A 22553-nucleotide genomic window follows, 5' to 3' on the forward strand; every position below is an offset into this window, starting at 1 on the left:
CTCCGGCAAGCAACATGAGACCAGCCCCTTGCCGCGTTCCGCGCAGGCGCCGCCTCCACTACCATTCAACACCCTGCGGGCCGAATCGGGGAGAGGGGATCTGCCGTCCGGTGGGCAGATCCGGCCGACGGGTTTCATCCTTTGCGGGTGACGGCACCCGGCCGCGGCAGCCGTAGCGTGGGGATACTCCCAGGCGAAGCGAAGTGAGCGATGTTAGCCCTGAAGAACCACGCAGCGGTCACATCCGAGTCGCGGGCGCTCATCATCGGCGGCGGGGCCTTTCTCATCCTCGGCGTCGCGGGGCTCCTGCTGGTCGGGCGGGAACCCGTGGCTCTGTCGGGACGGGGTTCGGTGGGCGACATCGCCGCGCTGGGGACGGCGGTCCTCGGCGCCGCGGCAGCAGTGATCGGTTCCCTGCAACGGCGGGGCCCCGAACCATCCCGAGTCCCGGAGGCCGGCCGGACACGCAATATCGTTGACGTCACCGCGCTTGCGCTGGCCCACGCCTCCATCTTCCTGCTTGGCTGGCTGGCGCTGTTCGCCATTTTCCAGCAGGCGTTCGTGGGTGCAGTCCTGTACCCCCTGGCAGGGGCCATCATCGTCGGGACCACGGGAGCCGTCAGTGCCTACACCGCGTACCTCTCCGCGGTCACCATGAACGCCTACCGGCTCGCCGCGCTCCTGGCCGTCTTCCTCGTCGCCGGCATACTCACAAGCATGCTCACCGCAGAGGACCCCCAGTGGTGGCAGGAACACCTCAGTGCCCTCGGGATGACCTCGGATGTCTCCGGGGTGACTTTCAACGTGACACTGATCGTGGCAGGCGTCGTGGTCACCACCCTGGCCGGATACTCGACGAAGACGCTCGCATGGCAGGCAAATACCGCGTCCTCGCGCCGTCGGGTGCGACTGCTGGAAGGCGGCATCGTCCTTATCGGCATTCTGCTCGCCTGTGTGGGCCTGTTCCCCGTCGATGAGCGCTTCGGCCTCCACACGCTGGCCGCCTCCGGAATGGTGCTCGTATTCGGGACGCTCATTGTCCGTATGCGGGCCCTCGTTCCTTCGATGCCTGCGACCTTCAATGCGCTGGGGTTAGTCTTTTTGGCGGTCATTGCTTTTGCCGTCCTGATGTACTTCCCTTTCGGCTACTACAACCTCACCGCGGTGGAGCTCATCGCGGCCTCCCTGGTCTTCGCCTGGCTGATCGTCCTGATCCGAAACCTCGCCGCCGTCGATGCCGACCAGCTCGATGCGAACCCGCCGGCCCGCCGGCAGTTCCAGCGAACGGAGGCCGGGCGCCGCCCTGCTGCCCCCGGGCAGGATAAGTCAACTACCGAGCCCTGATGGGTGGCAGCCACGAGTAGGACGAGGCATGAAGAAATCAGCGCGAAGTCGCTTGTCGGTGGTGCCCCTCGTCGGCCAGCTCCGATCCTATGACCGGACCTGGCTGCGGGGGGATCTGATCGCAGGGCTCACCGTCGCGGCCCTTATCGTTCCCAAGAATCTCGGGTACGCCGGTATCGCGGGGATTCCCCTGCAGAACGGCCTGTATGCCGCGGCAGCCGGCGCCATCGTGTACGGGGTCCTCGGCTCCTGCCGGCAAATTTCGATGGGGCCCAGCTCAGGACTGGCGGCGGTCGCGGCGAGCGCGGTGCTCGCCGCCGGCATCACCAGCGGTGAGGAGGTCGCCTCGTTCGTAGCGGGGATCACTCTGGCCTCCGGCGTCCTGTTTCTGCTTCTCGCTGTGTTGAAGATGGGCTGGATTGCGCAGTTCCTCTCGCGCGCCGTGGTCACCGGGTTCCTCTTCGGCGCGGCAATTGACGTTGTTATCGGGGAACTCCCCAAGCTCACCGGGACCGAGGTCACAGGCTCCAACCCGATCCAGGAACTGCGGTCCTGGCTGGGGACCCTGGGCGAGGCGCAGCAGGCCACGGTGGTCGTCGGCGTGATCGCGCTCGCCGTCGTGTTCGGGCTGCGGGCAATCGCGCCCCGCGTCCCCGGGGCCCTGGTCCTGGTGGTGGGCGGATTGCTGTCGGCGGCGTTGTTCGATCTTGGGGCCAAGGGAGTGGCCCTGGTGGGGGACGTGCCCAGGGGGTTGCCGTCGCTGGAGGTCCCCAACGGTCAACTGATGTGGGAGCACGCAGGCACCGTCGCCATCGCAGCGGTGGCGCTGGTGCTGATCGGCTTTTCCCAGACCGCAGGGGACGCGCGCGCGTTCGCCGCCAAACACCACTACCAGATCGACATCAACCAGGAGACAATTGCCCAGTCGCTCGCCAATACCGCCGCGGGACTGTTTAAGGGGATGCCGGTCTCGACGAGCCTGTCGGCGAGTTCGCTGAATGACCACTCCGGGGCCAAGACGGGGGTAGCGTCACTCACCTCAGGTGTGACCGTTCTGCTCACGCTGCTTGTCCTGGCGCCGCTCTTTTCGATCCTGCCCAAGCCGGTACTGGCAGCCCTCATTATCGAAGCCGTTGTGATGGGCATGATGGACCTGCCGGAGATGCGGCGGCTGGCCCGGGTGCAAAGATTCGACTTCTGGATCGCCGTCGCGGCAGTCGTCGGCACCCTGGTCTTTGGCGTGCTCGCGGGCGTCATGATCGGGATCGGGCTCTCGCTCATCTGGCTGGTCGGGAGGGCTACCCATCCGGAGATGCCCTCCCTCGGCCGCCAACCGGGTACGCAGGTCTTCCGTGAAGCCGACGAGAACCCAGGCGACGAAGTGATTCCCGGCGTCGCGGTGATCCGGTTCGACGGCGGCCTCTTTTTCGCCACCGCGGACGCCCTGGAAGATCGCCTGCGTGAGGTGATTCACTCAACGCCGGGGCTCACCGGAATTGTTCTCGAATGCGGCGGGATCAACTTCGTCGACTCCCAGGGCACGGCAAAGATGGCGGAGATCGCGGACCTCGCCCACGAGTCGGACGTCACCCTGCGCCTGGTCCGGCTGAAGCCCGCGGTGCGGGCGACGCTGGAAAGGGATGGCGTGATCGAACGGATCGGCGCGGACATGATCCACGGCAACGTCTTCAGAGCCGTGCAGGCGGAACAGGCGGCAGCCCTGAAGAGGCATGCGGAGGGGCAGGGCTAACAGCCTGCCGGCAAGCTCACCCGTCGGGAATGATTTGCGCCCCACGCCGAACAGCTAGCTTGGGGTCAGCACGCGATAGGTGTCGACCAGTGCCGGATGAGTTGCTGGAAGGCCACTCCAGAGGAGGCGACATGCTTGGTTTGACCATGTACCGGGATGCCACGAGCCCGGAAGGGGACCACGGATGAGCACACCTGTCGGCGGCACCCCGGAAGTGAAGCCGTTCAACGGCAGACTCGCGCTGCTGCTGGCCATGGCGATGTTCGTGCTCGTGGTCGACACCTCGATCATGAACGTCTCGATCTCCGCCGTGGTGAAGGACATCGGCGCGACCGTCAGCGGACTCCAGTCGACGATCGCCCTTGAGGCGCTGGTATCCGCTGCCTTTATCCTGATCGGCGGCAAGATTGGTGACCTCATCGGGCGCAAGCGTGCCTACGTGATCGGTCTTGCCTGCTACGCGGTCGGTGCCCTGTCGATGACGCTGGCCCAGAGCCTTCTCCCGATCATCATCTTCTGGGCGGTGATCGGCGGGTTGGGTGCGTCCCTCCTGCTCCCTGCCATGCAGTCCCTTATCCACGGAAATTTCGAGGGCGAGGCCCAGCACCGGGTCTATGCAATGGTCGGAGCCTCGGCAGCGATCGCCGCCGCCGTCGGGCCTTTGCTCGGCGGTTTCATCACCACGTTCCTGTCCTGGCGCGTCGCCTTCCTGCTAGAGGCCCTCATCATCGCGGTCGTACTCTCAGGCATCAAGCTCGTTCGCGACGTACCATACACCGGGCCCCGGGAGCTGGATATCTTCGGTTCCATTCTGTCCATCGTGGGTATGGGCGGAGTGGTGCTAGGCATTCTGGTCTGGCAGGAAGGCGGCGAATCGGTGGCCGCACTCCTGGCCGTGGGCGCGGTCGGACTGGGCGGCCTGGTCTACTGGCTCGTTCAGCGCAAACGCCGTAACAAGCCGACGCTGCTGGACCCGGACCTGTTCCAGTCGAAAACCTTCCGCTTTGGTGCCACGGGCCAAATGCTCCAGCAGATCGCTCTGGGCGGCACCATGATCGTGCTGCCCATCTACCTTCAGATGGTGCTCGGATACAACGCGATGCAGTCAGGGCTGTCGATCGCCCCGCTCTCTCTCACCATGTTCGCGGTCGCCATGATCGCCGGGAAGAGGGCCGGGACGCGGCGCCCGGCCAGTCTCATCCGGTGGGGCTTCCTGCTCCTGATCGTGGGTTTGGTGGTGCTGGTCCCGATCGTGCCGCGCGCGGACTCCGGCTGGTGGCTCCTGATCCCGCTAATCATCTCAGGCGGTGGCCTGGGGCTGCTGGTATCCCAGCTCAACAACTACACCCTGTCCCCAATTTCGGACGAGCGGGTCAGCGAGGCCGCCAGCGTGAACTCGGCGGCGGGATCGTTCGGTTTGTCCTTCGGACTCGCGTTCGCCGGCGGCATCATGCTGGCATCGCTCTCGACCATCTTCATCGGCTTGTCCAATTCCAGCACCGTCCTTCCGCCCGCCGAGCAGCAGCAGGTCGCGACGGTACTGGAAAACGACGCCCAATTGATGAGCGACGCGCAACTCCAGGAACAGCTCGCCGGCCAACCGGAGGATATCCAGAACGAAATTCTCCGCATCAACACGGAGGCACGGCCCTTGGCCCTCCAGATTGCCCTGCTGGTTCCCATCCTGGCCGGGCTCAGCGGGCTGGTCACTTCTTTCCGCATGATGCGGCTGCCTGATCCCAGACCCTCCGGCACCGGCGAAGGCGCGATTTTGGGATAAGCGTCGCAGCACGCTTTTCCCGACCGGGGATTTCACCCCCAGTGGATGAGGAATACCACGGGGCGCCCGGCAGACAATGTTTTTACCGGCCGGTGTGGTCAGGCCGCCAGGCGATGACCGAGACCTGTAACTAACTCCATTCCCACCCATGGCCGCGTACGCGTACAAAGCCAATAACTGAAAGTAGGGAAGTTAAATGAGTTTCTGGGAGAACTTTTGGGATATCTTCTGGTGGTTTATTTGCGTGTACGCATTCTTCGCTTTCCTGTATGCGCTGTGGATCGTCATCGGTGACATTTTTCGCGACCAGCAGCTGAACGGCTGGTTGAAGGCCGTCTGGATTGTTTTCCTGGCCTTCGTGCCGTTCCTGAGCCTGCTCGTGTACCTGATTGCCCGCGGTAAGGGCATGACTGAGCGGGCGATGGAACGGGCCCGCCAAAACCAGGAGGCCGCCGATGCGTACATCCGCCAGGTCGCGACGTCGAGCCCAACGGAGGAGATCTCCAAGGCCAAGGCTCTCCTGGACGCCGGGACGATCAGCGCGGACGAGTTCGCCAAGATCAAGAGCAGCGCGCTGGTCTGACAGCGGGTTGGCGTAGCACCACGTGGAGCAGGAGCGTCCCGGCGGTCATCGCCGGGACGCTCCTGCGCGCCACGACAGTTCGCGCCGTCAGCTTCTGCGCGGTCAGCCTTGAACTTGTACGTTCAGAGCTGGGCAACGGTGTAGAAGACAATGAACAATCCGATTGCCAGCGTCGTGATCGCCGCAATGATGCGTCCGTTGTGCTGCATCCACGTGTAGATGGCGGTCAGGGGCACTTCGGCCCGCTCGGGGGAGTGCAGCCATACGGCGATAGGTACGACGACGGCGGACTGGGTGACGGCGGCATAAGCCAACACGAAGAGTGTTCCCTGGAGCAGCGGCGGTTCCCGGAGACTGATCAGCGCACCGGCGGTCACACCGAGCAGGATCGCCTTGGGGCGCAGATTCATGCCCAGTCCCAGGACCACGAATTCCCAGGGCCTGGCCGACTGGAACCGCGTTCGGAGTTTCCCCAGCACGGCACTGTCGGCCTGGTCACTGCGCCGGAACAGGTATGCCGCGTAGCCGATGAGAAAGACACCGATCAACAGGCCGAGCGACGTCAGGAGGGTGTCCTGACCGAGCTGCCGCCGTACGGGCAGGAAGTGCAACCCGACAGCGGAAAGGCCGACAAGCGCGACCGAACCGGTGAGGCTGCCAATCAGGAAAGGCAGGGCCCCGCGGCGTGGATTGGGGGAGAGCAGGATCATGATGGTGATGCTCACGGGGACGGTGCTGATCGCCCCGGCGAGGGCGAACAGCGCCAGATTGGTGACGAGGCTCAGCACGTGGCAGTCACCTTGCCTGGGCAGCACGCCGACGGCATCTCATGCCTTCGGGGTGCTGCCGTCGTCTGGGCTGTCCGGTCCCCGCCGAGCCCTGCGGGCGCGGATCGCGTCGTCTTCCTGTTTGAGGAGAACTTCGAGGTCCTTCTTGTCACCCGTCAAGGGACGCCACCAGGCGACGGACGGGTCTGAGTCGAGAAGGATCGTGCGGACAAGGAGTGTCAGGGGCACGGCCAGGATGGCACCGACAGGGCCCAGGACGACGGCCCAAAACAACACGGAGATGAAGGTTAACGTCTCACTGAGGGCAACTGCGTTCCCCACGTATCTCGGCTGAATGATGGACTGTACAATGCTGTTGATCCCGCCGTAGATGACGATGACAGCAAGGACGGTCGGCCATCCGCCGGTGAGAAATCCAAAAAACAGCGGCGGGATTATCGCGATGAAGTAGCCAATGTTGGGGATGAAGCTGCAAATGAAGGACAGCAACCCCCAAAGCAGCGCGCCCGGGACCTGCAGGACGACCAGGACGAGCCAGTTGAAGATACCCTGGGCTACTCCGAGGACAGTGGTGGCGATCATGTACCGGCGAACGCCGACTGCAAAGCCGTTGAATGCGGTGACCAGGGCCGGCCGGTGAAACTGCAGGTGGGTCAGTAGGGCAGGGATGCTTGATCCGTCCACCGCCATCAGGATGAGCAACGTCAGGATGATCACGAGGCTGCCAGCAAGGCTTGCGATGTTCCCGAGGAGGCCTCCGAGGAACCCGATGATGCGGCCGGGAGTCAGCCCCTCCAGGACTGTCTGCGTCTGTTCTGGGCCGAATCCAATAGACTGCAGCATCTGGGCGATGGAGTCACCCAGCTGCTCCATCTGGGGAGCGAACTGCGGCAACAGCGCGGAGAACTGTGCAAGTGAGGCAACCAGGACTGCGGTGAATCCCGTCAGCAGGGCGAAGACGGCCGCGATGGTGGTTCCTGTGGCGATTCCCCGGGGCACCCCGCGACCTTGCATCCAGCGCCGCAGCGGGTGGACGCAGAGTGTGAGCACAAAGGCGAAGAACATGGGGGTGACGATCCCTCGCACCGCGGCAAGGCCGAAAGCGACGACAGCGGCGCCGGCCAGGGCGAGCAGGATGATGACCGAGCGGGGAAGTGCAGGCCGCGGGCCGGACTCCGATGGTTCCTGCCCCATTGAGCCCTCCTTCATTGGCCTTGGAAACTTGGCCGCCACGTCGTCGAGGCGGTCGTTCAGGGCGGCGTCGAGCCTGCCTGCCCGTGCCCGGGTCGACGCAGGGGCAGATGCACAGCGAGACCTTGGTTGTGTCAGCTGGTGACCCTCGCCTTGATCCTTTCGAATTCGTCAGCGCTGATGGTGCCGGCGTCCAGTAGGGACTTGGCTTTGGCGATTTCGTCGCTCGGGCTCGTGCTCGTGACACTGCGGATATAGGAATCTGCGGATTCCTGGTCCCGCTGTGCCCGTTCCCTGGACCGCTCGGCTATACCCTTGCCACGGGCAACCATGTACACCAGCAGCGTCAGGAAGGGCAGGAAGGCCAGGAAGACAATCCAGACGGCCTTCCACCAGCCGCTGAGCTCGCGATCGCGAAACAGGTCGGCAATGACGATCCACAGCGCATACAGGAATGCGAAAAATGCATAAACGATGAAGAACCACCAGAAGATGTCCCAAAAGTTTTCCCAGAAACTCATTTGGATGCCCTACTTTCATTTGATGCGGCGTTGCCCGTGAACGCGGCGTTGGAAGGATGTGAGGCGGACGTCAGGTCCACCGGAGAAGTCCGGACCTAGCACTTAGCCTCCGTCACGAGGTCGCTCAGCGCGCCCTGGAAGTTCGCGGCTTCGTCCCGCAGGGAGTCGGCTGCTTCGGCCAGGGTGGCGTCGTCGGGAACGTCGTTGACTGCGGCCGCGAACCTGTCGTGGGCCGCCACAACTGCGTCCACGCGCCCTTTGGCCACGTTTCCAATCTCCTTGACCAGTGCGTCATAGCTCGCGACAACCTGATCCCGGGCGGCACGGACCTGCTCCACGGTGGCACCTGCTGTGACGGTGTCCTTGAACGCAGTGAGCGCGTCGGCAAGGGCGTCGGCGGCAGTGCAGACCGGGGAAACTGTCGGTTGTGGGCTGGCGGTGCTCACCTGCGGGCTGGACGTGCTGGCCGGGGGACTGGTGGTGCTGCAGCCGGTCAGCAGCGCGACCGCCACGCCCAGCGCGATGAATCGCGCGAGTGCGGGTTGTGGTCTCGACATGGGAGGCCTTTCTCGGGGCGTTCCCCTGGCAGCCCAATCACTGGCAGGTAGAACCATCGTTAGCCCGGAGCAGGGCGTATGAATCACCCGCAGGGAGTGATATGGGCGGGTGCTGCGGCAAGGTTCGGCCCCACGACGTGTGCTTTCTGATCCGCTTCTCCCAGCCTGGCCGAAGTGTGCGGGATCCAGGCCGGTGGACCTTTCCGGCGTGGCAGGGATTGTGGGAAGATGCGGGCATTCCACGGATGCGATGGCATGCCCCTGCCGGGGTTTCCGGCGGGCAGTGCGTTTGGCGTGACGGCGGAACCCAAACAATTCGGCTGGGAGGAAGATAGATGACTTTCTGGGATTTCTTTTGGCTCATGATTTCGTTTGTTCTCTACGTTTCGTACCTGGTGGTTCTCGTTCTGATCGTCAAAGACCTATTCGCTGATTCCAACCGCTCTGGGTGGAGCAAAGCCATCTGGGTGCTCGTCCTGATCTTTCTCCCGGTCTTCGGCGGCCTGGCGTATCTGATAGCCCACGGGCAGTCCATGTCGCTGCGGCAGGCCGCCCGGACTGATGCGGCCAGGGATGATTTCGACGGCTACCTCCGCAGAACGGCCGGAACCAACCCTGCGGAACAGATCGCCCAGGCCAAGACCCTGATGGACGATGGCACCCTGACTGCGGAGGAATTCACTGCGCTCAAGCAACGCGTGCTGCGCCAGTAGTGCTGCGCCAGTAACCGGACCGCTGTGCGGGTGGTTCACCCGCGGGAGATGATGTGCCGGCTCGAAACCGGTGATGGAATCGTGGTGATTCCTGAGGAGAAGGAGAATGACATGTGCCGTTGGCTCGCATATTCGGGTTCGCCCGTGAATCTGGAAGAGCTGCTCTATAAGCCCGCTAACTCGCTCGTGATTCAGAGTAAACACTCGCGTATGGGGGTGGAGACCACCAATGGGGACGGCTTCGGCGTGGGCTGGTACGGAACCTCCCCGGAACCCGGAGTTTTCCACAGCACGGAACCCGCGTGGCATGACCGCAACCTGCGCGAGCTCGCAGCGCAGGCATCCTCCCGCCGCGTCTTCGCGCACATCCGGGCAACCACCGGCAGCGCGGTGCAACAGACGAACTGCCATCCCTTCCGGCACGGCCGCTGGCTCTGGATGCACAACGGGCTCATCACGGATTTTCCGGCTGTGAAGCGCGAGCTGGCCATGGCCGTCGAGCCTGGGCTGTATCCCGAGATCGAGGGATCAACGGACTCCGAAATGTTCTTCTACCTCGCGCTCACCTTCGGACTGGAACAGGACCCCCGCGGGGCGGTCGCTGCAGCGGTTGGGCTGATCGAAGACACCGGACGGCGCCACGGCATCGAACATCCCATCCAGATGACCGTGGCAACTACCGACGGCGACACCACCTGGGCGTTCCGCTACTCCAGCGAACGCCACTCCAGGTCGCTCTTCCACAACACTGACATCGCCACGCTCCGCGCCCAGTACCCGGACAATCCGGTGCTTCAGGAGCTCGCGGACAATGCCCGCTTGGTCGTCTCCGAGCCTCTGGGGGACCTCCGCGGCGCGTGGCGGGAAGTACCGGATGCCACCTGCGTTGTGGTGCACGGGGGCGGCGAAGACCTATTCCCGTTTTCGCCCTCAGTGTCCTAGCGCCAGCGCCACGGCCTTCATGGGAGCGGACGTGTTGGATTCGGCTCCGCCGGGGTACCGCCCGTCACGGGCTCGGCGGCATGCCCAGCGGCTACGGCAGGCCGGCACAGGAGCTCGATAAGGAGAATTGCCAGACCGGCCAGGACTGCCGTCCAGATGGCCACAGCCGCCGTCGGGTACTGCCAGAGGATAAGGACCAGCACCGCGACGCCCACGATGGCGGCCTCCAGGATTCGCCGGAAGCGGGCCAGCCAGTGTTGCCACGGTTTGGCTTGTCCGCCGCCGACCTTCCCGGTCAGGTAATCTCCGGTCCGCGCCAATCCCTGCCGGACATATTCAGCAGGGCGCGAATGGCCGCTAAGGAATGCGGCCAGGGCCATCAGCAAAGCCACCACGAATACAAATCGAATGCCGCTCCGGAGTGGCGTCAGCAGGGTATCAACGAGTGTTTGAGCCGCCGCGGGGGAGACACTGGCCGACGGGATCGTGCCGAGGAATATGTCCAGCCCAATGGCCAGGCCGAGGGCCAGCAAGGCCATCGCCACTGCTATCCCCAACCCGACTCTGCTTGTCGTGCGACGCCTCCAGCCTCGCGGCGCCACCGCAATGGCACCCAAGGCGCTTAGCACGGTCATCCAGGCCAGGATTGGCGCGGTCCGGTCCAGCGTACTGATTGCCGCGGCGGCCCTGGCCAGTTCCGGTGATTGCAACAGCGTAATCTGGGCGTCAACTTCAGGAATCCTCGAGGCGATGCCCACCCCTTGCTCGACAAGGAGAGTCTTGACCCGGGCAATGATCTCCTTGGTGGAGATCGTTACAGTACCGCTTTGGTCAATACTGACGGTGCCGCCCGTGTTTCCCGTAGCAAGGTTGACGAGCCCCTGGTGCGCCACCCGGTTGACCTGGATCCAGAGGTCCTGGAACTGCGGACTCGCCACGAATTTGGAGACAGCGGTGTGGATCAGGGACTTGGTCTGCTCCGCGATGGCGGGTGCCAGCCCGGTGATCACCGCGGCGGCACGGGGTGCGACGGTTCCGAGTTCAACCATCGCCGCCCGAGTGATCCCTTCGATGTCCGCTGCGTCGGTGATCTGCGTGGTGACCTTGTTGGCGATCTCCGCCTGGATCGCCGGGTCTGAGGCCAGCGGTGCGACTGTTGCAACGTAGCGGTCAGTGTCGAGGACTTCGCTGCGCAGGTACAGGGCAGGCACTGCGGCGCAGGCCAGGACGGCGGTCAGCACCACCAGGACAACCGCAACAACCCGGCGGGCCATGCTCCGTTCAGGTCCTGCGGGTTTAAGGCTGGCCCTTTGGGCATCGTCTCTTTCGAGCTGAAGGCGGGCGACTTCGGCGCGCAAGCGCAGTATTTCGTTGTGTTCCGTGCTGCCGGGGCCGCTGGCGTCGTCATGGAGTGACATGAGGGCGCTCCGCCTGGATAGGGTCTCGTCGTGCGGACTCCACATTCGGGCCCTCGTGGGCCGGACGGGCCGGTGCAGCCCCCAGCGCCGGGACAGAAGCGAGACTGTTGGATCGCAACACGCGAACCACCTCCAAGGTCTGGTTTCGGGTAAGAGTGACTGGTTTCCCAGACGGGCATCACATCAGGAGCCGGGATTTCGCTGCGGTGAATTCGTCGTCGGTGAGGAGGCCGGCGTTGCGCAGATCGGCCAGTCGCGAGAGCTGGTCGGCCAGCTGGCCTCCGTCTTTCGGCGCGGGTGGGTCGGCCGGAGTCGGCCGGCGCGCGGGAGCATGCGGGGCCGGGGCGTCGCGGATCGTCGGTTCTTGGTTCGGTCCCGCCGCCCGGCGTTTGTTGGTGTTGGCCCTCACCTGTGCCGTGCCCGAAATGCCGGTCGTTTGAGCGACCGTTCCGAGCAGCCCGGGCCGGCCGCCTCTGGCAAATGGCATGGGAGGTTCCTTCCGTCCATGTATCACGTCAGGTTGTTGCGACGCCGTCCGCTTCGATGGCCACGACAGCCTCTTCCTGGGGGATCCTGGCCTGCAGCGCGGTAACACCGCCTGAGCGACGTACTTCTTCTGAAAGCCGCTGCGCCCAGCGGTGTTCGAGAACAGCGACCAGCGCTATTTCGTTGTGCCCGATCGCTTCCGCCGCCAACTCAAGGTCGGAGTCGTTGAGCAGAGTCAGCGGCCGGGAATCGGGGATCATGCTGGACCATGCCGCAGGCAGATCATCCTGCAGGTCGCGGACGTGAACCACGCCCTCTCCATCCCTGCTCACGAGGGCAAAATCTGCCAGGGCCACCGCACCAGACTTGACCGTCTCGCTGAGCGCTTTGATAACGGTCGCGTCGATGGCTGGTTTTGGAAAGGCACAGATAATCACTTCCAATGGGCCGATCTTCATGTGAACTCCTGTTCCCCCGTCTGTTCCCCCGTCGGCAGTCGTGACAATCTTCATTGTCCGGGCGGAACGCCGGCCCAGCCCCACCCGCCTAGGGTGATCTGTTGGTCCGGCACGTGGAAACACACTTGCGGCGGGAACGGCGCCCGGGGACGGCGCATCCGGTGTCCAGGGCAGCGCTCACCCCTTTCGGGTGAGCATCCCGGCTGCGCTCCGGCACGAAAGGCATGGCCGCGTCCGCGTGAAGGCAGCAGGGAAAGCGTGCCGGTGACTACCCGCGAAGCCGCCGCCCTGCCGCAAAGAAGGCGACCTTTGCGACCATGACTAGGGCACCCATCCCAGCGATCATCTGGACCGTCACGACTCCCCGCGCGAGCTGGCTCACGGGCGTAATATCCCCGAACCCGACGGTGGCAAATGTGACCGTCGTAAAATACAGGGCGTCGAGCCTTGTTAAGGGTTCGGTAAAGGCCGCAGGGTCGGTGGTGGCCATGGATGTGTAGAGCAAAGCGAAGAGACACAGAAACATCAGGACGGTCTCGACGACGGCTTCGGCGGCCCGGACCTGGGGTACCTCCGCCGCGGTGATCAAGCGCAATTGAAGGGCCAGGGCGCTCAGAAATACGAGCAGGACGGCCACGAGGCGGATCCACGCCGCCGCAGGATTGTCCTCGTTGAATCCGCCTACTGGAATGGCGAAGAAGAGAAAGAGGATTATCGCCAGAAATGCAGCCAGGCGGAATGCCGTGATTATTACGACGTGACGCCTGGCTGCCCTATCGAGCTGACGGACAAAGACCGGATCTTTCCGGGTACCCTGCTTTGCGGCCATGACTGATGTTACTCCCGCGCAGATTCTTCTCCCGGGCCGCGGCAACCGTGCCTGCGAGCCGGACATTCCGGCGTCCGGGAGGCAGGCACAAGGACCTAATGACCCTATTGGACCGAAATGCACGTCCCTAGGATAAATCGCGTGGGACAATCTAAAACTCCCGGCCGAGTGCCTGGCCCGCAATTCAGAATCCGGCCACCACTGCGCGGCCTGGGGGCCTTGGAGCGCCCGCGTCTGGAAGACGCCCTGACGGCGGCCGCTGATTCCCACCGGGTGACTGTCGTGGCAGCGCCGGCCGGCTATGGCAAGTCCACGCTGCTGGGCGACTGGGTTCGAAATTGCGATTTGCCCTGTGCCTGGTTGTCGCTGGACCGTTTCGACACTCAGCCAGCACGGCTCTTTCACGGGGTCGTCGGGGCAATTCAGGCCGCGGCAAGCCAGCTTCCCATGCCCGGCAACAACGCCCTGGTGGCCCTGGACCGGAATCTTGCCCACGACCGTGCGTCCTCCTACGACCTTCTGCTGGGGGCCCTGGAGCAACTCACCGAGCCGATTGGGCTGGTCATCGACGACGTCCACTTGGCCGGGCCGGGACTGTCCACCGGAATCGTCGGAGTGCTCGCCGCCTCGGCCCCTCCAACATTGCGGCTGGTCCTCTCCGGACGGGGTCATCCTCCCATCCAGTTGGAGAGGCTCCGGTACGGGGAGGGCCTTGGCGAGATTGGCGCCGCGGAACTCGCCTTCACGACGGCGGAAGTCGCCCAGTTCGCTTGTTCGCTGGGGCAGGACGCAGAGTTCGATGCCGGATCGCTCTGGATGCTGACAGCAGGATGGCCGGTGGCCGTCCACGCGAGCCTCAGCTCCCTGGCGCCGGCCGGCAACTTGCCCGGCCGGATCACCACTATCGTGCCAGCCAACCTACCCCTCGCCGATTACATCGCCGAGGAGATCCTTGACCAGTTGGACACGTCGCTTGCGGACTTCGTCCTTCGCGCCACGACGTCCGAGTGGCTTGGGCGCCGACTCGCCGTCGAGCTGCAAGGCAGGCCCGACGGCGGCATGCTGCTTGAGGCGTGCCTGCGCAACGGTCTGTTCATCGAGGAACACCAATACGGCGGCGGCGAATCCCAGTACCGTTGGCACTCGCTGTTTGCAGCGCAGTGCCGGCGAATTCTGGAGCGGAGGGACCCTCTTCTTGCCGAAAGTCTGCACGGCGTTGCTGCGCGCTATTACCAGGATGCCGACGTGAGTGAAAGCGTCGCGCACGCGCTTCAGGGTCGTGCGCCCGGACTGGCTGTCGCCTCGCTAGGCAAACACTGGCTTGAATTCTTGCTGCAGCATGGAGCCCAAGCCCTCGAGAAGATGTGCCGGGAGTTGCCGGCTCCGTGGGGCGACGACCCTGAGGTCTTGATGATCAGGTCCGTCTGCCGTGGCCTGGACGACGACGGCGCGGCCGCCTCGGAACTCACTCAGCTTGCCCTGGCGCGTACCTCGGTGCTTGATGAAGTACGCCGAGGGAAGCTCGACCAATTCCGGGCGCTCTTCGAACCGTCCCCGGCCAGCGGAGCTGTCGTTTTGCGCGGCCCGGCCGCCGACTTCGGGTCACTCGCCAACGTTGCCGCCGACGGTAATTCCGGCAGTTCCTCAGGCCTGTTCCTGGCCGCCCAGGCGGAGTTCCGTTTGCACCGAATCGCGGACCAAGCAACCGTCCTGCTGCAATCGGCCACGGCCGCCGGCGCCGAAAAGCAGCTGGAGGCAGTGGAAGTGTGCGCCGATGCGGAACTCGCGTTGGCATTCGCAGCAGCGGGAGACCTTACGACCGCCGACGAACAGGCGACGCGGGCGCTGGAGACGGCAGACGGGCTCGGCTGGAGCTCGCAGGACAAGATGGCGGCGGCCTGGCTGGCGCGCGGGATTGCCTTCTACTGGAGGGACGAGTTGAAGGGGGCCCGCGCCCACCTTGCAAAAGCCCAGCGACTTGGGGGCCGGCTGTTCCCGCTCGGACCGCTCAGCGTCGTCTACCGGGTCCTGGTTGACTGTGCCACCGGTGATCTATCCCATCTTGCGGATTCCGGCGCGGCGCTGGAGACCTTCCATGACCGGGGGCTGTACGGAGCGTCGTGGAACGCATTCCACACCATAGCCAGGGCGAAGATTTCCGAAGCAAGGGGCGACCTCGACGGCGCCCTCACCATTGTCCAGCCTCTCGGGGCCGGCGGGCATGCCCCCCTGGTCGACACGCTCCTGGCGGAACTCCTGCGGCGAGGAGGGGAAGCTGACGCCGCGCAACTCTGTGCCCAGGCATTGTCTGGCCGACATCACAACCGTTATCTCGACACGAGCCTGAGTCTGACGGAAGCGCTCCTTGCCCACGGGAACGGGGATGAGGCGATGGTCCACGAGCGGATAGAACATGCGGTCTATCTGGCCGAGCCCCAGTCCGTCCTGCTTCCTTTCGCGGAGCGAAGAGACGAACTGGCGGAACTACTGATCCGGCACGCCGTCTGGGGCACCACGCATGAGGCGTTCATTGCAGCCCGGATGGCTCGCCATGCGCAAAGTCATCCACACCTCCGGACACGATCCTATTGGACCCTGACCGACCGCGAGCGTGAGGTTCTGGCCTACATGCGCTCAGTAATGACAGCGGCCGAGATTGCCGATGCACTCTTCATTTCCGTCAACACCGTCAAGACGCACGAACGGTCCATCTACCGCAAACTCGGCGCGGCGGGACGGCGCGATGCCCTCAAAACGGCTGCCGAACGCGGGATCGTCTGAACCTGTCCGGGCACCACCGGGATTTCATCCGCAGCGGGTGAGGCCCGCGGCCGGCTGCCCGCCGACACTGGTTAAGCCTGCCACTGGTCGGGCTGGGGGACAGTCCATCCCGGAGAGGAACCTCGACATGTCAACGCCGCACTCGGTGTCAACTTCCGACGTCCGCCGTCGGACGCGACTAATTGAAAGCAGCGAATTGAAATGAGTTTCTGGGAAAACTTCTGGGATATCTTCTGGTGGTTCTTCACCGCGTGTGTCTTCTTTGCCTACTTGTTTGGCGTATTCGCGATCATCGGCGACATCTTTCGAGACCACGGTCTGAACGGCTGGTGGAAGGCCGTCTGGATCTTCTTCCTCTGCTTCGTGCCTCTCCTGAGCCTGCTGGTGTACCTGGCTGCCCGCGGTGACGGCATGGCCGAGCGGTCGGTGGAACGTGCCCGGCGTGACCAGGACGCCGCCGACTCGTATATCCGCAAGGTCGCAACGGCGAACCCGACCGAGGAGATCTCCAAAGCCAAGGCTCTGCTGGACGCTGGAACAATCAGCCCTGAAGAGTTTGAAAAAATCAAGGGCCGGGTGCTGGTCTGAAAGCGCCCGAGGTCCTCCCAAACCGGTTGCCGGACGTCGTGCCCGTCCGAAGTGCCGCAGGTTAGCTGTGCGAGATTTCCTCCAGCGCCCGGAAACGATTGCGGCCCTCCTGCTGGCCACCCATATCTTCCTCGTGGCCGTCGCAGCCGTCCTCGTCTCGATGAACCGCCGCCCTTCCTCTGCAATTGCGTGGGTTCTCGCCATAATATTCATACCGATACTCGGTGCCATTGTGTTCTTTTTTGTCGGGTACTCGAAACTGCCCAAGGCCCGCCGGGACAAACAGCGGGAGGTCAATAGCCTGGTCCTGTCCCGGACCGAGGGAAGCCCGTTGGTCAGCCAGGGCCAGGACTGGCCGGAGTGGCTGCATTCCGCGGTGGCGTTGAACAACAACCTGGGGGCGCTCCCCATGGTCAAAGGCAACAGCGCGGAGCTCCTGCCCGAGTACAACGGCGCCTTCGATGTCATGATCGCCGAGATCGATTCGGCGACGAGTTACGTGCACGTGGAGTTCTACATTCTGGCGCTTGATGCCACCACGGCCCCGTTTTTCCAGGCACTGGAGAGGGCCACGGGACGGGGCGTTGCCGTCAGAGTGCTCTCCGATCACCTGTCCGGGCTGATGTTTCCGCGCCGGAAAGAAACCCTGGCGCTTCTCCAGGACATCGGCGCTGAATATCACCCGATGTTGCCGGTGCGGCCGTTCCGGGGCGAATGGCAGCGGCCGGACCTTCGGAATCACCGAAAGATCGTCGTCGTCGATGGCCGGGTGGGGTTCACCGGCTCGCAGAACCTCATCGATGCCAGTTACAACAAGAAGGGCAACCTGAAGCGCGGACTCATGTGGCACGAGTTGATGATGCGCATTGAAGGCCCTGTGGTCCGCGAGCTCGATGCGGTATTCGCGACGGACTGGTACAGCGAGACGGGTGTCCTGCTGGCGCTGGAATCGAGCCCCGGAGTCCCAGGCCAGGGTTCTGCCTTCATCGATGCCCAGGTCCTGCCCAGCGGTCCCAGCTTCGACAACGAAAACAATCTCAAGCTCTACGCCACGCTCATCCACAAAGCCGAACGCCGGGTCAGCATCACTAGCCCCTACTTCGTTCCGGACGAATCTATCCTGTTGGCTATTGTCACGGCCGCCGGGCGGGGGCTAAGTGTCGAGCTCTTCGTTTCCGAGGTCGGAGACCAGAGCCTTGTTTATCACGCGCAGCGGTCCTATTACGAGGCGCTGCTCCGCGCTGGCGTCAGGATCTACCTGTACCGGGCCCCGAAGGTGCTGCACTCGAAGCATTTCACCATCGATGAAGAGGTCGCGGTGATCGGCTCCAGCAACATGGATGTTCGCTCGTTCAGCCTCAACATGGAAGTATCCGTGCTGGTGCACGGAAGATGGTTCGTGGACGCCATTCGCGGGATTGAAGACGAGAACCGCGTGAACAGCCGCGAACTGCGGCTCGAGGACTGGCTGCGGAGACCCGTCGCCCAAAAAGCGTTCGACAACCTGGCGCGCCTCACCGCATCACTCCAATAGCGCCGTGCCGCGGGTCCGCGGCATACCGGACCCTCGGCAGACCACAGCCGCGCGTGGACGTCACATCACTTGCATCGTGAACCAAGCACAGTTACGGTTAACTTGAATCTTCAAGTAATGCCCCCTTGATTGGACCACACATGCACGCACCTCTTTTGGACCTGAGATGACCGTACTGTCCGAGTCATCAGCGCCGCTCCTGGCGACCGCGCCGGCTACCGTCCGCAGCCAGGTCACCGTTCCACTGCGTTTTCCGGACGGTTTCACCACCACGGCCGAGGTGTTGACGTTCCGGGGGCTGGCCGACGGCAAAGAACACTTGCTGCTCGCATTGGGCGAGTGGGAGCAGGCGCTGCTGCATCCGGGCCCCGCCGGCCCGGGGGCTCTGGTCAGGCTGCATAGTGAATGCCTCACCGGGGACGTGTTCGGCAGCGAGCGCTGTGACTGCGGACCGCAACTGCGGGAGGCGGTCGAGCGGATAGCCGACGCCGGCGGGTTCCTCCTCTACCTCCGCCAGGAGGGTCGTGGCATCGGCCTGTACTCGAAGCTTGATGCCTATGCCCTTCAGGATGCCGGTCTGGACACCTACGAAGCGAACCTGGCCCTCGGCCACGGCGAGGACGAGCGGGAATACGAGGCCGCCGCGCAGATGCTGGGGGCCCTCGGCGCGATTACGGTCCGCCTGCTGAGCAACAATCCGGACAAGGCTGCCCAGCTTACCGCCCTTGGCATCGATGTCACTGAACAGCTCCCCACCGGGGTGCACTTGTCCCCGGCCAACCACCGCTACCTCGCGGCGAAACGCGACCATACCGGCCATACCCTTGACCTGACCGCCGGTGTCGCAGCCGGGCCCGACGCCGCACCCGAGGCCGACGCCCGCGAAGGCATTCCTGCCGGCGGGGGCGCACGCGCGATGAACCCGGCGACGAACGTCGCGTTGCCCACTCATGACGACATGCTCAGCCGTATCGACGGTCTCATTCCCCGGCTGCGGGAGCGGGCCGAGGAAACGGAAAATATCCGCCGGATCCCTACGTCAACGATGGAGGAACTGAAGAATGCCGGAGTTTTCCATTTGCTGGCTCCGAAGGCTGCCGGCGGATTTGGCATGGGCGTCGAGACCTACGCGGAGTCCGTCCGCCGGCTTGCCCGCGGCTGCGCCTCCACGGCCTGGACCGTTGGTCATCTGATCGAGCACGTCTGGATGCTGGCGCGGTGGCCGCAGGACGTTCAGGACGAAGTCTTCGCGAACGGTCCCACTCCCATGGCGGCCGCCACCGGCGCGCCGGTGGGGGCAGCCGAGAAAGTCCCGGGAGGCTATGTCATTTCGGGCCGGTGGAGCTTCGCCTCCGGCGTGATGCACTCCGGGTGGGTCCTGTTGGCGGCGCAGCATGACTCCACGCGGCTGCAGTGCCTTGTCCCGATTTCCGACGTCGAACTGCTGGACGTGTGGCACACGGCAGGGTTGCGGGGGACGGGAAGCAATGACATCCGGACCGAGCGGCTCTTTGTTCCCGAGTACCGAACGCTGGACTGGGCGTTGCTGGGGGCAGCGGACAATCCTGGCAGCCTGATCCATTCGGATCCCATCATCCATACGCCCATGGCCACGCTGCTGAACCTGGTGGCACCGGCCGCCGCCCTGGGCGCCGCCGAGCACGCCGTCGAACTGTTCCGCACGGGGATGCTGGTGCGCAAGGTCAAAAACACCGTGGAGAACCGCCAGGCGGATTCGCCGCTCGCACAGGCCCGTTACGCGCAGGCGCACGGGCTCGTGGTCACGGCACGGTTGCAGTGGGACGAGGCGATCAGGGTTGTTTCCGCCGCCTATCAGCGTCAGCCTGCAGCGTTGACGGAGGAGGAACGTGCCCGGCATCGGCTCTCGCTCGCCCTCAGCGGGGAGGCTTCGGCTGAGGCGGTCCGTCTGGTCATGGCGGGATCAGGCGGAAGTGCGCACCGGCTTTCGCACCCGCTTCAGCGGATCCAACGCGACGTCAACGTTCTTCTCAACCACCCAACCCTGACGATCGATCCGATCCTGGAGCAGGCAGGCCGCGGCCTGCTGGGTCTCGGGTTTACGATTCCCTCCTTCTGACCGTGCCTGCGGGGGCGGTGGCTGGAGCGTCGCCGCCGGACCTCAGGATTCGCGCCAGGTCCCGGCGTCGTCCGATCCGCACCCCTGGCGGCTGCATTGCCGGGCGCTCACGCGCCAGTCTGGCTGGTTGGAAGCCGTGGAACGCTCATCCTTCCAGATCGGGATCACCCGCGAGCCGCACTCCCGACAAAGTGGCTCGACATGGGCGCGCCTCTGTGCTTTGTTCATCATTCCCCCCAAATAACTCAAAGCCGAATATAGCCATACGTCCAACGAATGTACAAAATACGGTGGATCCGGCATTCTGCCGTCCGGCTCCCCGAACACGTCACCTGCCTGGTTCCTCAGCCGAAAAATTCCCCAGCAAGTGGGAATACTGGAACGGTTCTGTATGTTGAAGTGCTATCCGAACGCAATCCGAAGAAGAGAGAATCACCCCAGTGGCAACCGATTACGACGAAGTACGTTCCGACGTCAAGGAATCGCAGGACAGATCCCTTGAAGCCCTGCAGTCTGCCAATGCTCCGGACGCCCGCAGCGTGGTGAGCGAGCTGGATGAGGCGGATTCGCTGGACGGATCCATTACCCCGGGCGGAGAATTCGTCGCCGAGGAACTGGTCGTCCAGGTCATTCCCCAGGCGGAGGACGAATTTACCTGTTACTCCTGTTTCCTCGTCCGGCACCGCTCCCAAATCGCGCGCGAAAAGAACGGACACTTCTACTGCGTTGACTGCGAGGGCTAAGCCGCTGCTGCGGTCCGGCAGGGCGCATCCGCCGCGGCAGCCACGGCCCGAAACTATGTGAGGGAAACGCTGCGGGCACTACAATCGCCGCATGAACGTGCTGCAGTGGTTGCTGGATTCTGATCCGTCGGTTCGCTGGCAGGCGCTGCGGGACCTGGCCGGCGCCCCGGCCGACGTCGTGGCTGCCGAGCGCGCACGGGTGGCCACCGAGGGGTGGGGAGCCCGGTTGCTGGCGTTGCGCGGGGAGGATGGGCAATGGGCCGGGGGCGCCTACTTTCCCGCGCAAGGCGGCGACGCCGACGCCGGCGGCGGGCCCCGTGAAGCACCCGACGACGGGAGCCAGCCGTGGACCGCCACCACATACAGCCTCCTGCAGCTACGCGACTTCGGTATCGACCCAGCGGATGCGCAGATGCGCCGGACCGTCGCGCTGGTGCGGGAAAACTGCCGTTGGGAGGAGGGTGGCCAGCCCTATTTCAGCGGCGAGGTCGAGCCCTGCATCAATGGCATGACGGTCGGGCTGGGAGCCTACTTCGACCAGGATGTTGACGGCGTCGTCGCCCGGCTCCTGCGTGAGCAACTCGACGACGGCGGTTGGAACTGCTGGGCTGAGTACGGCGCTGTGGTTTCGTCGGCCGCCACCACGATCAACGTGCTTGAAGGGTTGCTGGCGCACGAGCAGGCAACCGGCGGCTCAGCGGAGACCCTCAAGGCGCGGCGACGCGGCGAGGAGTACGTCCTCGAACGCAGGCTTTTCCGGCGCAAAAGAACCGGTGAGGTGATAGACCCTGCCTGGCTGGAGTTCAGCTTTCCGACCCGCTGGTATTACGACGTCCTCCGTGCCCTGGACTATTTCCGGTCCACCGGGGAGCTGCCCGACCCGCGCGTGGCCGAGGCCGTCGAGCTGCTCCGATCGAAGAAACAGCGCGACGGCACCTGGCTGCTGGAAAACACCCACGCCGGGGAGACCCACTTCGAACTCGAGGAGGGTGACGGCCGGTCCAGCCGGTGGAACACGCTGCGGGCGCTGCGCGTCCTGCGGTGGTACGACAACGGAGTGAGCCCGTAGGCAACGCGGGGCCTCTTCCGGCATTCCTTCTCCGGCTGGTGCTACGCCGCGCCCGTCCACCTCGGAGCCATTGCCGCCCGGCGGATGATTTTGGCGCGGGTGTGGAAGCCATCGGCCCGTTTGTGCCACTCGTGACGGGCCCGCGCCGCGACGCTGGAGTGGGCTGATTCCTGAACGCCGCTGCCCCGGACGCTGCTGGGGCACAAATCGGTGATCAGGCCCATGCCGGCGCATTCCCGTACCGCCGCGATGCCGGCGACGGCTGCGGACTTGTCGCTGAACGCGGCCGATACCGCCATTACGGTGCCGTCCGGTGTTTTAAGCCGGAATCGGAAATTTGATTGCCCGTCAACGAACACTTCGAAACTGCCAGCCATTTT

General features: G+C 64.4%; 21 protein-coding genes. 12 read left to right on the forward strand and 9 right to left on the reverse strand.

Features of this window, described 5'->3' with window-relative positions; translation table 11 throughout:
* Positions 1-210 precede the first annotated feature (210 nt).
* From J2X01_RS10165 to J2X01_RS10180, 4 genes are all read left to right on the forward strand, one after another.
* Positions 211-1344, forward strand: coding sequence for a DUF998 domain-containing protein (locus J2X01_RS10165; RefSeq protein WP_310056468.1), 1134 nt, complete (start codon positions 211-213; stop codon positions 1342-1344).
* A 28-nt stretch (positions 1345-1372) separates the two neighbouring features.
* Positions 1373-3094: a SulP family inorganic anion transporter gene (locus J2X01_RS10170; protein WP_310056469.1), complete on the forward strand. Its 1722-nt coding sequence runs from the start codon at positions 1373-1375 to the stop codon at positions 3092-3094.
* Between the two features lie 184 nt (positions 3095-3278).
* Positions 3279-4874, forward strand: a complete 1596-nt coding sequence (locus J2X01_RS10175; protein ID WP_310056470.1) for an MFS transporter — start codon at positions 3279-3281, stop codon at positions 4872-4874.
* 196 nt (positions 4875-5070) lie between these two features.
* Positions 5071-5457, forward strand: a complete 387-nt coding sequence (locus J2X01_RS10180) for a PLDc N-terminal domain-containing protein (protein WP_310056471.1) — start codon at positions 5071-5073, stop codon at positions 5455-5457.
* Between the two features lie 122 nt (positions 5458-5579).
* Here the strand turns inward: J2X01_RS10180 and J2X01_RS10185 are convergent, their stop codons facing one another.
* From J2X01_RS10185 to J2X01_RS10200, 4 genes are all read right to left on the reverse strand, one after another.
* On the reverse strand, positions 5580-6245 hold the full coding sequence (locus J2X01_RS10185; RefSeq protein WP_310056473.1) for a GAP family protein: 666 nt from the start codon (positions 6243-6245) through the stop codon (positions 5580-5582).
* 39 nt (positions 6246-6284) lie between these two features.
* The gene (locus J2X01_RS10190) at positions 6285-7439 is read right to left on the reverse strand and encodes an AI-2E family transporter (RefSeq protein ID WP_310056474.1); all 1155 of its coding nucleotides are present in this window, start codon (positions 7437-7439) and stop codon (positions 6285-6287) included.
* Between the two features lie 131 nt (positions 7440-7570).
* The gene (locus tag J2X01_RS10195) at positions 7571-7957 is read right to left on the reverse strand and encodes an SHOCT domain-containing protein (protein WP_310056475.1); all 387 of its coding nucleotides are present in this window, start codon (positions 7955-7957) and stop codon (positions 7571-7573) included.
* A gap of 95 nt (positions 7958-8052) precedes the next feature.
* Positions 8053-8514, reverse strand: coding sequence for a hypothetical protein (locus J2X01_RS10200; RefSeq protein ID WP_310056476.1), 462 nt, complete (start codon positions 8512-8514; stop codon positions 8053-8055).
* A 335-nt stretch (positions 8515-8849) separates the two neighbouring features.
* Here J2X01_RS10200 and J2X01_RS10205 point away from each other — a divergent pair, with 335 nt between their 5' ends.
* Positions 8850-9227 carry a PLD nuclease N-terminal domain-containing protein gene (locus tag J2X01_RS10205; RefSeq protein ID WP_310056477.1) on the forward strand — a complete coding sequence of 126 codons (378 nt, stop codon included), beginning with the start codon at positions 8850-8852 and terminating at the stop codon, positions 9225-9227.
* A 111-nt stretch (positions 9228-9338) separates the two neighbouring features.
* Complete coding sequence (locus J2X01_RS10210; protein WP_310056478.1) at positions 9339-10169, forward strand: class II glutamine amidotransferase; 831 nt, start codon at positions 9339-9341, stop codon at positions 10167-10169.
* A gap of 17 nt (positions 10170-10186) precedes the next feature.
* Here J2X01_RS10210 and J2X01_RS10215 read toward each other — a convergent pair whose 3' ends face one another.
* The 4 genes from J2X01_RS10215 to J2X01_RS10230 form a co-directional block, all read right to left on the reverse strand.
* Positions 10187-11443, reverse strand: a complete 1257-nt coding sequence (locus J2X01_RS10215; RefSeq protein ID WP_310056479.1) for a hypothetical protein — start codon at positions 11441-11443, stop codon at positions 10187-10189.
* Between the two features lie 322 nt (positions 11444-11765).
* Complete coding sequence (locus tag J2X01_RS10220) at positions 11766-12074, reverse strand: SHOCT domain-containing protein (protein ID WP_310056480.1); 309 nt, start codon at positions 12072-12074, stop codon at positions 11766-11768.
* Between the two features lie 28 nt (positions 12075-12102).
* Complete coding sequence (locus J2X01_RS10225) at positions 12103-12531, reverse strand: DUF6325 family protein (RefSeq protein WP_310056481.1); 429 nt, start codon at positions 12529-12531, stop codon at positions 12103-12105.
* Between the two features lie 268 nt (positions 12532-12799).
* Positions 12800-13360 (reverse strand): potassium channel family protein, encoded by a 561-nt coding sequence (locus J2X01_RS10230; protein ID WP_310056482.1) that lies wholly within the window; start codon positions 13358-13360, stop codon positions 12800-12802.
* 219 nt (positions 13361-13579) lie between these two features.
* Between J2X01_RS10230 and J2X01_RS10235 the strand changes: the two genes are divergently transcribed.
* The 6 genes from J2X01_RS10235 to J2X01_RS10260 all read left to right on the forward strand — a co-directional run bounded on the left by J2X01_RS10235 (position 13580) and on the right by J2X01_RS10260 (position 22173).
* A complete protein-coding gene (locus J2X01_RS10235) occupies positions 13580-16141 on the forward strand; it encodes a helix-turn-helix transcriptional regulator (RefSeq protein ID WP_310056484.1) in 2562 nt (853 codons plus the stop codon).
* 201 nt (positions 16142-16342) lie between these two features.
* Positions 16343-16729, forward strand: a complete 387-nt coding sequence (locus J2X01_RS10240; RefSeq protein WP_310056486.1) for an SHOCT domain-containing protein — start codon at positions 16343-16345, stop codon at positions 16727-16729.
* A 67-nt stretch (positions 16730-16796) separates the two neighbouring features.
* The gene (cls, locus tag J2X01_RS10245; protein WP_310056488.1) at positions 16797-18263 is read left to right on the forward strand and encodes a cardiolipin synthase; all 1467 of its coding nucleotides are present in this window, start codon (positions 16797-16799) and stop codon (positions 18261-18263) included.
* A gap of 166 nt (positions 18264-18429) precedes the next feature.
* Entirely contained in the window at positions 18430-20361 is a 1932-nt protein-coding gene (ribA, locus tag J2X01_RS10250; protein ID WP_310056489.1) for a GTP cyclohydrolase II RibA, read from the forward strand.
* Positions 20362-20801: 440 nt separating this feature from the next.
* Positions 20802-21104 (forward strand): DUF4193 domain-containing protein, encoded by a 303-nt coding sequence (locus tag J2X01_RS10255; protein WP_310056490.1) that lies wholly within the window; start codon positions 20802-20804, stop codon positions 21102-21104.
* Positions 21105-21195: 91 nt separating this feature from the next.
* Positions 21196-22173, forward strand: a complete 978-nt coding sequence (locus J2X01_RS10260) for a prenyltransferase/squalene oxidase repeat-containing protein (RefSeq protein WP_310056491.1) — start codon at positions 21196-21198, stop codon at positions 22171-22173.
* 41 nt (positions 22174-22214) lie between these two features.
* Here J2X01_RS10260 and J2X01_RS10265 read toward each other — a convergent pair whose 3' ends face one another.
* Entirely contained in the window at positions 22215-22550 is a 336-nt protein-coding gene (locus J2X01_RS10265) for a YegP family protein (RefSeq protein ID WP_310056493.1), read from the reverse strand.
* Between the last annotated feature and the right edge of the window lie 3 nt (positions 22551-22553).

The organism is Arthrobacter ginsengisoli (assembly GCF_031456935.1).
Taxonomy (GTDB): domain Bacteria; phylum Actinomycetota; class Actinomycetes; order Actinomycetales; family Micrococcaceae; genus Arthrobacter; species Arthrobacter ginsengisoli.

Excerpts from the sequence above, each read along its gene's own strand:
- J2X01_RS10215 (WP_310056479.1), bottom strand. The coding sequence starts at position 11,443 with ATGGCCCGCCGGGTTGTTGCGGTTGTCCTGGTGGTGCTGACCGCCGTC.
- J2X01_RS10165 (WP_310056468.1), top strand. The coding sequence starts at position 211 with ATGTTAGCCCTGAAGAACCACGCAGCGGTCACATCCGAGTCGCGGGCG.
- J2X01_RS10265 (WP_310056493.1), bottom strand. The coding sequence starts at position 22,550 with ATGGCTGGCAGTTTCGAAGTGTTCGTTGACGGGCAATCAAATTTCCGA.
- J2X01_RS10225 (WP_310056481.1), bottom strand. The coding sequence starts at position 12,531 with ATGAAGATCGGCCCATTGGAAGTGATTATCTGTGCCTTTCCAAAACCA.
- J2X01_RS10175 (WP_310056470.1), top strand. The coding sequence starts at position 3,279 with ATGAGCACACCTGTCGGCGGCACCCCGGAAGTGAAGCCGTTCAACGGC.
- ribA (WP_310056489.1), top strand. The coding sequence starts at position 18,430 with ATGACCGTACTGTCCGAGTCATCAGCGCCGCTCCTGGCGACCGCGCCG.
- J2X01_RS10240 (WP_310056486.1), top strand. The coding sequence starts at position 16,343 with ATGAGTTTCTGGGAAAACTTCTGGGATATCTTCTGGTGGTTCTTCACC.
- J2X01_RS10180 (WP_310056471.1), top strand. The coding sequence starts at position 5,071 with ATGAGTTTCTGGGAGAACTTTTGGGATATCTTCTGGTGGTTTATTTGC.
- J2X01_RS10260 (WP_310056491.1), top strand. The coding sequence starts at position 21,196 with ATGAACGTGCTGCAGTGGTTGCTGGATTCTGATCCGTCGGTTCGCTGG.
- J2X01_RS10200 (WP_310056476.1), bottom strand. The coding sequence starts at position 8,514 with ATGTCGAGACCACAACCCGCACTCGCGCGATTCATCGCGCTGGGCGTG.
- J2X01_RS10210 (WP_310056478.1), top strand. The coding sequence starts at position 9,339 with ATGTGCCGTTGGCTCGCATATTCGGGTTCGCCCGTGAATCTGGAAGAG.
- J2X01_RS10205 (WP_310056477.1), top strand. The coding sequence starts at position 8,850 with ATGACTTTCTGGGATTTCTTTTGGCTCATGATTTCGTTTGTTCTCTAC.
- J2X01_RS10230 (WP_310056482.1), bottom strand. The coding sequence starts at position 13,360 with ATGGCCGCAAAGCAGGGTACCCGGAAAGATCCGGTCTTTGTCCGTCAG.
- J2X01_RS10195 (WP_310056475.1), bottom strand. The coding sequence starts at position 7,957 with ATGAGTTTCTGGGAAAACTTTTGGGACATCTTCTGGTGGTTCTTCATC.
- J2X01_RS10170 (WP_310056469.1), top strand. The coding sequence starts at position 1,373 with ATGAAGAAATCAGCGCGAAGTCGCTTGTCGGTGGTGCCCCTCGTCGGC.
- J2X01_RS10220 (WP_310056480.1), bottom strand. The coding sequence starts at position 12,074 with ATGCCATTTGCCAGAGGCGGCCGGCCCGGGCTGCTCGGAACGGTCGCT.
- J2X01_RS10190 (WP_310056474.1), bottom strand. The coding sequence starts at position 7,439 with ATGGGGCAGGAACCATCGGAGTCCGGCCCGCGGCCTGCACTTCCCCGC.